The sequence below is a fragment of the Pedobacter kyonggii genome, assembly GCF_004310665.1.
Lineage (GTDB): Bacteria > Bacteroidota > Bacteroidia > Sphingobacteriales > Sphingobacteriaceae > Pedobacter > Pedobacter kyonggii.
Genome location: NZ_SIXF01000029.1, coordinates 1 through 11,992 on the forward strand (window position 1 = coordinate 1; position 11,992 = coordinate 11,992).

An 11,992-nucleotide genomic window follows, 5' to 3' on the forward strand; every position below is an offset into this window, starting at 1 on the left:
CAGCAGTTGCTACATAATGGCTGTACCAATGAAAAACGGATTAGCACGAATATATACCTCCTGTTGATGTTTATATGCCTGTTTATGCAAAAAATATTTTTGCCAGTTGTCAGATATGCCAAAGGCTCCGTTAGCTTGATCAAATGTGTAAAGTTCTTTGTATTGAACATGAAAGAGGTAATCGCTACAGGTAGAAAGCAGTTCAGAGATATTATAGATAAGTACTGTAAATATGAAAAAAGAAACCACAGAATTAATTTAAGCCAACTATTTTCAGCTTAACTTGACGCTAATGCGAAAGTTCGGGATACCTCGTTGCTGCAGGGTAACGCTTTAACCGGGCTAGGTGGCCGCAGCAGTATTTCATTTGTTGGGCTGCAGGGCGCAGAACCCTTGTTTATAACCCTGATTGAGCGGAAATAGCCCGGAGTGCATCGAGGACTATAAGCGAAAGCGGGGCTGAAAACCTCCAAGAACACCGAACTGCTCATTTCCTTATTAAAAATTATCGATTTCTATATGGAGCGCAAGGCCTGTATAAAACAAGAAGTTTCTTCCCGTTTTACGCTTTTACGCTTCGCTTCCTCGTACCTCGTTGCTGCAGGATAACGCTTTAACCGGGGCTAGGTGGCCAAAACAGTTTTTCATTTTTGAGGTTGCAGGGCGCACAACCACCTGTTCCTAAATCTGATTGGAGCGAACACGAAGTGCAACGAAGTAAAGGGTAAAGCGGGACTGAAAACCGCCAATAACCATAAGCCATTCATTTCCTAATAATGAAACAACATTAATCATATAAGAAATATAAGCCACATATAAGCTTGATGCCATGACGACCAGATTACTAGCTATTTTATTTTCTTACCATACATCAACAATAGGTTTATTCCTTATCTCCATATTTGCTTCATAAAATTTAAAAAAAAATCTTCAAAAATATGAGCTTAATAGATGCCCTAAACTGGCGTTATGCCGTTAAGAAAATGAACGGTCAGCCTGTTGAACAAGAAAAGGTTGATAAAATTATTGCTGCAGCACATTTGGCACCCACATCATCAGGTTTACAACCATTTAAGGTTATTGTGGTAACCAACCAGGAATTAAAAGAAAAAATTGCACCGATTGCCTTTAACCAATCACAAATTATCGATTCTTCTCACCTGTTAATTTTTGCAGCCAATGAAAATTATACAGAAGAGGGTATTGATACCGTTTTTAGCAGAATGAATGCAGAACGCGGTTTGCCCGAAAATACAACGGATGCATACAAAACACAATTAAAAGGCATGATCTTATCTAGAACAGCTGAAGAAAACTTTAACCATGCTGCCCGTCAGGCTTATATCGGTTTCGGTATCGCAATTGCAGAAGCAGCTTTGTTAAAGGTAGATGCTACGCCAATGGAAGGCTTTAATGGCCCTGCTTTAGATGAACTTTTAGGTTTAGATAAAAAAGGCTTAAAAAGTGTTACCCTACTGCCATTAGGAAACAGGGATGAAGCTGGCGATTGGTTGGTAAACCTTAAAAAAGTACGTTCACCTAAGGAAGAATTTTTGATCGAGTTTAAATAACAGGTAAACAACATCATAATTTAAAATGGGCCGCTATTTAGTGGCTTGTTTTGTTTTAGGGGAGTCTGTTTGGCGCTGGGAGTTTGGCGGTTGGAGTCGATTAACCGATTTAAACAATTAACCGGTTAACCTAAAAAGTACTCACATATTAGATCCTGAAACAAGTTCAGGAGGACGGTATGCGGGGAATGAACCAATGAACAGTGAACCAATGACCAATGAACTTAAATCTTTTGTAAAAAAATGTTAAACATCATCACATTTTATGTGCTCTATTTATAATTGGATATATTTACGGGCTTAGCATTTAATATCCAATCCATGAAGATTTTTAGATTATCGTTTATAATACTGTCACTTCTATCAGCACTAAGTTTTTCGTCGTCGGCACAAACCGATACCATTAGCATAAACAGCATCATTAGCAAGACCAACAAGGTGCTGAGTGATTACCCTACTGAAAAAATTTATCTTCATTTCGATAAACCCTATTACGCTGTTGCCGATACGGTTTGGTTTAAAGCTTATGTTACCGAAAACCAGAATTTCTTATCCGGAATCAGCAAAATCATCTATGTTGATGTGATCAATCAGAAAGATTCCCTTATTCAAACACTAAAATTACCGATTACAGGTGGTTTCGCTTACGGCAGTTTCCCCTTAGATCAGATTAATTACAAACAAGGCAACTATCATATCAGGGCTTATACTTTATGGATGCTTAACAGTGAAGATCCTGCTTATTTTAACAAGACTTTTTATGTAGGGGAAGCCATTGATAAAGAAGTAAAAACCCATATCACTTATAAAAACACGTCTACTGATAAGTTAGAAAAAATTGATGCCAGGGTGCAGTTTAAAGATGCCAATAATAAACCATATGCCAATAAAAATGTAAGCTGGCAAGTGGTTACGAGCTATACAGTTATTGCCAAAGGAAGGGGTACAACAGATGCCAATGGTTTTTTAACAATAGCCATGAGCAATGCACAAAAGGCAGAATATCAATTACAAAAAGGTGAACTGATTACCAGCATTAATACAACTGATAAAGATGTGGCAAGCAGTAGCTTTCAACTTAAAAATGCTATCGTAAGCAAAGATTTTCAGTTTTTTCCTGAAGGTGGAAGTTTAATTGCCGGCTTAACCAACAAGGTAGCCTTTAAAGCCATTAAAAGTGATGGTTTAGGCATTAACTCAAAAGGTACGGTAACCGATAATGATGGCAAAACTGTAGCTACTTTTACCGCTCAGCATTTAGGAATGGGCAGTTTCAACTTATTGACTGAAGCCGGAAAAACCTATAAAGCCGCAGTTACTTATGCTGATGGTACTACTCAAACCTATAACTTACCAACAGTTGCAGCAAATGGCGTTGCAGTAAATATAGATAACAGCAGCGCAGATAATATAGCCATAAAAATTTCGGCTAACGATGCTTTCTTTGAGCAAAACCAGGGCAAAAAGCTTTATTTAATTGCGCAGAGTAAAGGTGTTATCTGCTATGGTGCGCAAACCGCATTATCAAACAAAACGTACAATACCACCGTACTTAAATCTAAATTCCCGAATGGAATTGCGCAGTTTACCTTATTTAATGAATTTGGTAAACCCTTAAGCGAGCGATTGGTTTTTGTTCAGCATAAAAATACCATGGCGGTAACTTTAACCAGTGCTGCAACTACTTACGGAATCAAGAAAAAGGTTAAAATAAATGTGGCAGCCAAAAAAGATGGCGCCCCTGTAGAAGGTAGCTTCTCGGTAGCTGTTGTAGATGAATCAAAGGTTCCATCAAACGAAGATGCAACCAGTACGATATTAACAGGCTTATTATTAAGCAGCGATGTTAAGGGTTATATCGAAAAAGCAAATTATTATTTTAATGCTCCTGATGCGAAGAAAAATGCAGATTTAGATGTATTATTGCTTACCCAGGGCTATCGCAGTTTCAAATACACTGATATTATTGCCAATAAATTACCTAAAATTGATTTCTTACCAGAACAAGGAATCGAAATTTCGGGTATTTTACGACAGAACAACGGTATACCAGTTAGAAAAGGGGCATTGTTATTAACCATTCCCGACAAACGTTTTAATTTAGAAGCTACCACAGATCCTGTAGGGAATTTTAAATTCCAAAACCTGATGTTTAATGATTCATCTAAAGTTACCATTACGGCTAAGTATAATGTAAACTATAAAAACATGACTTTAAGCTTAAATGGTGCACCAGTGCCTAAATTAACCAGAAACTTTAGTGCTGCCGAAGAGGTTTTAAATATAGACAGTGCTTTAACCAGTTATTTAGATAACAGCAAAAGACAATACGCTTATTTACACACTTTAAAAGATGTAAATATTAGAGCAGCGGTAGTTCCGAAAGTAAGCCATAAAGATTACCCGGCATTGAGCGGACTAAGCCAAATGGCCGACCATGAAGTTAGTGGCGATAGATTTAAAGGCTGTGGTTTATTGATTAACTGTTTACAGGGTATGCTAGCAGGGGTTACTTTTGCCGATAATAACTTTTACGTAACCCGAGATTACAACCAGGGCAAAAAAATCCCGATGGGTATTTTTATCAATGGTATGAACGTGGATGTAAACCAGATCAATACTTTAGACCCGAATCAGCTGGAATCGGTAGAAGTATTTTTAAGAGACGAATTAGGCTTGGTAAACCGCGCAAATAATGTAAATGGGGTTATTGTATTCAACCAAAAGAAAGCGCCTAAAGGCACTAAAATATCTAAAGCGCAGCTGATGGATATGCTACCCAAATACTACGAACTTACTTTTTCACCACAGGGCTACAACAAAGAAAAACAATTCTATTCTCCAAGATATGATGTTCCTGCCGGCATGAACCGAAACGATTTAAGAACCACGATTTATTGGAATCCAAAAATTGTGACTGATGCGACAGGTAATGCTTCTTTCGAATATTACAATGCAGATGGCAAAGGCCAGTATAAAGTAATTATTGAGGGAATAGATGCAAACGGGAATTTAGGAAGGTCGGTATTTAAGTACACCGTAAAATAAATTAATGTAGACGGTCCATGGTTGATAGTCCATAGCCAATAGCTAACAGACTATCAATCATTTTAAATCTCGGTAATTAAGAGATCGTGGCCATCAGACTATAAGCCATTAACTATTAAGCCAACAGAAAATTTCCACTCTCCTCTCATACCTCAAACGGTAACTTCTCTCCTCGTAAACCTGCTACAATATTCTTTACAATAATCTGTGCCATGGCTGCTCTAGTTTCTTCGGTAGCCGAACCAATATGTGGTAAAACGGCAACACTTTCCATCGATAGCAAAGGATTATCTTTATCCATTGGCTCAGGATTGGTTACATCTAAGCCTGCTCCCCAAATAATCTTTTCTTCCAGCGCCTGGATTAAATCTTTTTCATTGTGAATGCCGCCTCTGGCCGTGTTTATGAAAATCGAATTGGATTTCATCTGCTTAAAAACATCAAGCGTAAATTTATCCTTGGTTTCTGGCGTTAGCGCGGTGTGCACGGATAAAACATCACTTTGCGCCAAAAGTTCTTCGAACGAAACATATTTGGCTCCGATTTCTTTTTCAGCTTCTTCGTTACGCGATCTGTTGTGATAAATTACCTCCATTTTGTAGGTAGCTTTACATTTTTTGGCCATCTCCAATCCGATTTTTCCCAAGCCAAAAACACCGAGGGTTTTACCGTTTACCTCAATTCCGAGCTCGGGTGAAGGTTCATAGTTTTCCCACTCGCCTTTAATGATTTTTTTGTACGAGAAAAAGGCCTTTCGCGATACGGCAAGCATCAATAAAAAAGCAGTATCAGCAGTTGCCACGCTTAAAACACCAGGCGTATTTCCGATGGGAATATTATTTTTTTTGGCGGCAGCTATATCTACCTGATCGTAACCTACAGAATGTAAAGCAATAACCTTTAAATGACTACAGGCCTTTAAAAATTGGGCATTAATTTTATTTGGCCCAACGCTGATCAAGGCATCCTGACCTTGACAAGCTTCAATCAGTTCTTCAGCCGTAATCTGTCGGTTTTCTTTCCATTGGGTGATGGATATATTGTTTTCTTCCAGTTCTTTTATTCCAACTGAAGCAATATTGCCACTTATAAATACTCTCATGTTTTATTTAACACTAAAAATTCTAAGGAGTTTTGGATAATACGAATTGACCTTTAGGGTACTATTTCACAGTTGCTGATAACACCTGATAAGTGTTGGCGCTAAAATAGCCCAGTGCTTGATTAGAAATATTGGAAGTGGGATTAGCAGGCGTAGTGCCCTGGTTTGGCCCCCGGTTAGATTGCTGACTTAAAGCATACCAATAATCAAAAATATTGGAATCGATACACTCCATTTCTATTTTAATCTTATCGTTAGTATTCAACTCATCACTGTCGTGGTCGTTAGTAGGAGGTTTAAAAAATAACTGGATCCTTAAGTCGTTTCCATTTGTTAAACGATCGTTATTTACATAAAAACGTTCCGATAAAATATCATTTACATAAAGGTTAAAATGATAAAAATTGGTTTCGTTGACTGGATCTTTTAAAAATACAGCAGCAGTTTTGCGTTCGCGGCCAAAGAAAAAGTTGTTAATCACGCCTATTGAATCCATTTTAACCACATTAGGCATTTTCGAACTGGCGGTGTAAGTTTGGCCTTCGGTAGTAACATTTAAATTATAGGTAACACCCGGCACGCCTTTCATTTTATTGACATAAGTTCCTGGCATTGTACCTTCTTTAAAAACATAAGTATTTCCCTTATTATCGGTCACAGTTACGCTTGCTCCCGAAACTTTCGGAAAAATATTGGCTTCGGTATAACCGATGGTTTTGCTGATCTTAATCTGCTGATCGATCAGTTGATCATTAATTTTACCTTCAATTACGAGTTGAGGATCGGCATTTTCAGTTTCAATTTGAATAATTTTCTTGCAACCTGTAAAACAGAAAGTGAACAACGAAAAGTATATAATCAGTTTTTTCATTCTTTTAAAATTTAAAGTTCCAGGTAATTGATGGAATAAGCCCGAAAAGCGAAGTTTGCTGAGCGGCAGTTTTATTCGGATCGTTCGGATCTGGGATAAACTCAATCGCATAAGGATTTTTGCGGGCCAATAGATTATAGATGCCAAAATTCCAGCTCGATTGGTATTTCTTCCTCACCTTCCCTTCTAAAGTTACACTCACATCCCAACGCATGTTGTAAGGCATCCTTCCTGCATTTCTTTGCGTATAATAATAAGCAGCCTGGCCACCAACAGTATATTTTCCTGCCGGATAGGTAACGGCATTACCAGTGCTGTAAATAAAACTCGAAGAGAAAGTCCACCTTTTGTTCATGTTGTATATTCCAACCACTGAAACATCATGTGTACGGTCTTGCCTTGCCGGAAAATATTTACCGTCATTAAGTTCTGTAAATTTACGTTCAGTACGCGATAAGGTATAGCCCACCCAACCGTTCAGCTTACCAAACTTCTTTTTAAAAAACAGTTCCATTCCATAAGCCCTGCCTACTCCATACAACAATTCGGATTCTACATTTGAGTTGGCCAACAGTTCTGCCGCATTTTTATAATCGATCTGGTTCTGAAGCCATTTATAATAAATTTCGCCAGATAGCTCATAATTATTGTCGTCCATATTTTTAAAATAACCCAGGGCTACCTGATCGGCAATTTCGGGTTTAATGTTATTACTGCTCAACACATACTGATCGGTTGGCGAACTAGAGGTGGCATTGGTTAAAATATGTACGTTCTGTGTATTGCGGTTGTAAGATGCCTTAATCGAATTCTCTTCGTTAAACAGATAACTCATCGAAAAACGCGGCTCGAGGTTAAAGTAATTTTTATGGAATTTACCCTTAGCAACATTTTCAGTTGATACGATATTCCCATCAGCATCGTAAGTGCTAAAATTACCTGGCCCCATTAAAGAAAAAGCAGCTAAACGCACCCCATATAAAAAATTCAAATGTTCATTTACTGCCCATTCATCAGAAATATAAGCTGCCGACTCTATCCCATAACGTCTTTCTTGTGTAAGCGAATTTACCTGCGATGCTTCATCGCTATCAATATCGATCGGCGAAATACGATGCTGTGTGGCATTGATACCAAAACGAAGTGTATGTTTATTGCTGAAATACTGAAAATCTTCTTTAAAATTAAAATCCCGTACCAATGAGGTGGCCTTAAAATTGGTAGCATCATTTAACAGGCGAACGGTATAATTGTAGTTGTTGTAAATTAACGAGGTGTTTGAAAACAGGCGGTCGCTAAAAATATGGTTTAAGCGGATGGTGGTGGTTACATTGCCCCAGTTGTTCTCAAAAAGGTCCTTTACGCCGATGTTATCCTTACCAAAATAGCCAGAAATGTAAATGGTATTTTTATCATTGATTTTATAATTTGCCTTTGCATTAATATCATAAAAATTTAAGGTACTACCGTTCACAGATGAATCTGGCGAAGCCCTTAAAAACAGATCGATATAGGTTCTGCGAAAACTCACCATAAATGAACCCCTGTCTTTTACAATCGGCCCTTCTGCTTTTAAACGCGAAGCAATTAAACCAATGCCGCCTTGAAACTTAAACTCTTTATTGTTCCCATCATCCATTTTAACATCCAAAACCGACGATAAACGGCCACCATACTGTGCAGGCATACCACCTTTGTATAAACTTACATCTTTAATCGCATCAGCATTAAAAGTAGAGAAAAAGCCAAGTAAATGAGAGGAGTTGTATACCACCGCTTCATCCAGAATAATTAAATTCTGATCGGCAGCACCGCCGCGCACATAGAAACCTGTATTCCCCTCGCCACCCGATTTTACACCAGGCAACAGCTGAATGGTTTTTAAGATATCCTTTTCGCCAAGCAGTACCGGTATAGAATTAAGCGATTTCATATCGATTCTTTCCAAACCCATCTGCGCACTTTTAACATTATCGTTTTTACGGTTATTGGCACTTACAGTTACTTCTTCCAGATCGTTTGCACTTCTTAATTCTTCATTCAACTTGGTATCTTTTGTTAAATTGATGGTTTTAACAATGGATGTATAACCCGTATAACTTACCGCCACAGTGTAGGTTCCTTCGGACTGTGTTAAAGCAAAATATCCATAGTTATTGGTTAAGGTTGCAGCAGACGAAGCTCCAGAAATCCTTACCGTTGCACCAATTAAGGTTTCGCCTGTACTTGCATCGCGAATAGTGCCACTAAGGGTAAATTTCTTTTGAGCAAAAATAGAGGTAGAAAGAAAAAGGAGGGAGAATAAAGTTAAGTAGTGTTTTATGAGCATATTGGCTACTATCTAATTTTTAACGTGGAAACCAAATGTACGAATTCCAAGTCCTATTAATGGATAGTGGGGAATTTCTTAATACAACTTTGGGTTTTACTTATTAATAACGGGATAAATGGCAATATGGTGTGAGCGCAACCGGTATGGACTCAAATGATCCTTACCCGCCTGTTGAAAGGTAATCAGTTTTGAAGATTCCTTAGGCATATGGCAGTCGATACAATTGCTACTTAGCGATCCTTTAGCTAAAGTGGCTTTGCTATGATTGGTACTTTTGTGGCAATTGATGCAGCGCTGCGAATAAAGGCCTAAGTTACCTTTAATATTTTCGTGCGTATTGTGGCACGATTGGCAAGTCATGATTTCACTTTTCCGATAACAATTACTGCCTTTTAGCATGGCACTTTGGTTACCGTGTACATCAATATTACCGCCGCCAAAACCTGTAAAATCCTGCGAATAATAAGCTTCTAAATCGTCGCCAGGCTGGAAACCGAATACAGATCGCTGTGCCACCAAAGTATTGCCCGAATGACAAACAGCGCAAACATCCATCTTTTGTTTTCGCGTAAGTGTTTTATAAAGTGTTATAAACTTCGCCGTCTTTTCTTCAGGGTTTTCCATATGAAAAACAACATGTTGTTTACCTGGCCCATGGCAGCGCTCGCAATCGATTCCGTAAATAACAGAACCTTTCTCCATTTCTTCATCCTTTGAAAAAGTAGATTGTTGCGTGACTTTAATATCAACATAAGAGGCGTGGCACTCTAAACAACGGCTGGTTATGGCCCTGTCATAATAAAAACTTTCTTTCGGAAAACCAGGACTGATGGCCCAATTCTGAATGGTTGAAAAATACGATAAGGGCAACTCATACAGTTTCTTTCCTTTCCAATAGGCGTAAGTAAAAGCCTTTTCACCCGAGCCGAATTGGAAATCGAATTTTTGGGAACAAACTGCTTTGCCATCCTGATAAGCCACCTGAAATATACCGCTGTCTCTCTTTTCTATGGTTACTTTTTGATTTGCATCATATTGGAAACTGTTCGAATCAGGGTCGAAAATTTTTGATAAAGCTGCATCTACCACCGGCATAGAGGTTAAACCATGCGGACTATGTGCATAAGACTGAGATAAATCTTTATGGCATTTAACACAGGTAGCCGCTCCGGTATAATCCCTGCCCCTCGCATCTTCAGGTAATTGGTCGGTAACATTCATACATCTCGAAAGAACAACAACTGCAATGGCAATTGCGGCCAAAATAAGCAGGATACGTTTTATGCCTTTCAAGATGATGTTTTGTTTATTTTACAAATTGAATATAACTAAAATTATAGCCACCTACATCTGCCAACACCTTAATTTTTTGCTTGCCTGCTTTTAACACGACATTCTTTACTTCAAAGGTTGAAAACTTCTTATTATCTCCGGTATTTGGAACCGCAATATCTTTAGCCACTACTTTGTTATCGATCAAAATGGTAATTCTACCTAAAGCATTATCTGCCGCAGCATTTATTGTTAAAGTGTAGATTCCTTTTTGCGAAACATTTACGGTATACTGCAGCCACTCTCCTTTTTCGATATGGTTTACATAATACTTTTCGTACTGGGCAGAATCTTTTGCAATATCCACCCCATCGTTTCGGTAAATCCGACCGCGGTTACCTGCACTTCTTTTCCCTGTTGAAGTATGATAATCGGCAGTATCTGTATCGAAATAAGCTTTGCCGTTTTTACCTAAATCGTAATCTACAGCATACACAATGCTTTTACCTTTAATTAAACTGGGCTTAAACGGCTTGGTTTCATCACTAAAGGGCTGACGGATCATCGCATCTATCACATCTCTGCGAATGATGGTATTTTCTAATCTCGAATAAATAGCCAGTTCCATTAAACCGCTGTATACATTGCTATCTTTAGGTTCGTCTCCTCCGTTATTGAAGTACTTTACCAGCGCATCGTAATTAGGGTTCGATTTAATTTCCATCGGATTATTCGCTCCTATTTTTTTCAATGGCCACCAAGCCCAGCCGATATTGTTTTTTTCTAAAAGGCGGATGGCATCCGTAAACCAAACATTAGAATTTTCTCCTGTTTCACCGAGCCAAACAGGAACATTTTGCTCATCTCTGGCTTTAATAATGTGTGCAATCGAAGCCTGATCGTTATAATTCCAGTATTTATGATAACTTAACACCATGTTTTTATCCCACAGCGGAAAAATGCCATTGTAATTATTCCCCCAGCCATTTCCTTCGATAATAATGATGTGCTTTTGATCAACCTCGCGGATGGCTTTGGTAATCTCCACCATTAACTTACGCAAAGGCGCGTTCACTTTTTCTTTCGTTCCGTTTTTATCTTCTTTTGGGTTTGTGAAACCATAGTTGGGTTCGTTCAAAATATCATATGCGCCAATGTAAGGTTCATCCTTATAGCGCTCGGCCAGTTTTTTCCAGAGTGCAATGGTTTTCTCCTGATTGGCTTCACTATCCCATAAGTATGGTTTTGATGGATCGCGGTCGGCAATGTTTAAATCATTCCCTTGTCCACCAGGTGCAGCATGTAAATCTAAAATCAGGTACATTTTATTGGCCTTACACCAAGCTAACAAGCTATCGGTTAAAGTAAAACCTTTCTCCAGCCAGGTATTTTTGCCCGCAACAGGCTCTTTATCTGCCGGCAGGGTGTATAAATTGTAGTGCATGGGTAAACGGATGGAATTAAAACCCCAGCGTTTCATCGAATCGACATCGATTTTACGCATGTGGTTGGCCAGCCAGGCATCGTAAAACTCCTGGGTCTGTTTTGGCCCCATCAGTTCTTCTATCCGTTCGCGGATGCGGTACTGTTGTGCCTCTTTGTTAATTTTGAGCATATAACCTTCTTGCAACATCCAGCCACCTAAACCAAAGCCGCGGAGCAAAACATTCTCGCCTTTTGCGTTCACTATTTTTTTACCCTCGGCTTTTAAAAAGCCTTGACTAAACCCTGTAAACGAAACCATGCTAAGCAGAAAAATATATAAGATTGATTTTGTAAAAGACATAAGAATAAGA

At 38.6% G+C, this 11,992-nt stretch carries 8 protein-coding genes; 3 read left to right on the forward strand and 5 right to left on the reverse strand.

Going from position 1 to position 11,992, the window contains the following annotated elements; genetic code table 11:
- The 3 genes from EYS08_RS26140 to EYS08_RS20660 form a co-directional block, all read left to right on the forward strand.
- The coding region (locus EYS08_RS26140) for a hypothetical protein (RefSeq protein WP_208745913.1) at positions 1 to 282 on the forward strand (282 nt) is incomplete at its 5' end.
- 656 nt (positions 283 to 938) lie between these two features.
- Positions 939 to 1,571, forward strand: a complete 633-nt coding sequence (locus EYS08_RS20655; protein WP_131031891.1) for a nitroreductase family protein — start codon at positions 939 to 941, stop codon at positions 1,569 to 1,571.
- Positions 1,572 to 1,892: 321 nt separating this feature from the next.
- On the forward strand, positions 1,893 to 4,619 hold the full coding sequence (locus tag EYS08_RS20660) for an alpha-2-macroglobulin family protein (RefSeq protein ID WP_244216007.1): 2,727 nt from the start codon (positions 1,893 to 1,895) through the stop codon (positions 4,617 to 4,619).
- 145 nt (positions 4,620 to 4,764) lie between these two features.
- Here EYS08_RS20660 and EYS08_RS20665 read toward each other — a convergent pair whose 3' ends face one another.
- From EYS08_RS20665 to EYS08_RS20685, 5 genes are all read right to left on the reverse strand, one after another.
- A complete protein-coding gene (locus EYS08_RS20665) occupies positions 4,765 to 5,721 on the reverse strand; it encodes a 2-hydroxyacid dehydrogenase (protein ID WP_131031892.1) in 957 nt (318 codons plus the stop codon).
- Between the two features lie 61 nt (positions 5,722 to 5,782).
- A complete protein-coding gene (locus tag EYS08_RS20670) occupies positions 5,783 to 6,592 on the reverse strand; it encodes a DUF4249 domain-containing protein (RefSeq protein WP_165456532.1) in 810 nt (269 codons plus the stop codon).
- Between the two features lie 4 nt (positions 6,593 to 6,596).
- Positions 6,597 to 8,921 (reverse strand): TonB-dependent receptor, encoded by a 2,325-nt coding sequence (locus EYS08_RS20675; protein WP_131031894.1) that lies wholly within the window; start codon positions 8,919 to 8,921, stop codon positions 6,597 to 6,599.
- Between the two features lie 96 nt (positions 8,922 to 9,017).
- A complete protein-coding gene (locus tag EYS08_RS20680) occupies positions 9,018 to 10,217 on the reverse strand; it encodes a multiheme c-type cytochrome (RefSeq protein ID WP_131031895.1) in 1,200 nt (399 codons plus the stop codon).
- A 13-nt stretch (positions 10,218 to 10,230) separates the two neighbouring features.
- Positions 10,231 to 11,982 (reverse strand): cellulase family glycosylhydrolase, encoded by a 1,752-nt coding sequence (locus tag EYS08_RS20685; RefSeq protein WP_131031896.1) that lies wholly within the window; start codon positions 11,980 to 11,982, stop codon positions 10,231 to 10,233.
- Positions 11,983 to 11,992 lie beyond the last annotated feature (10 nt).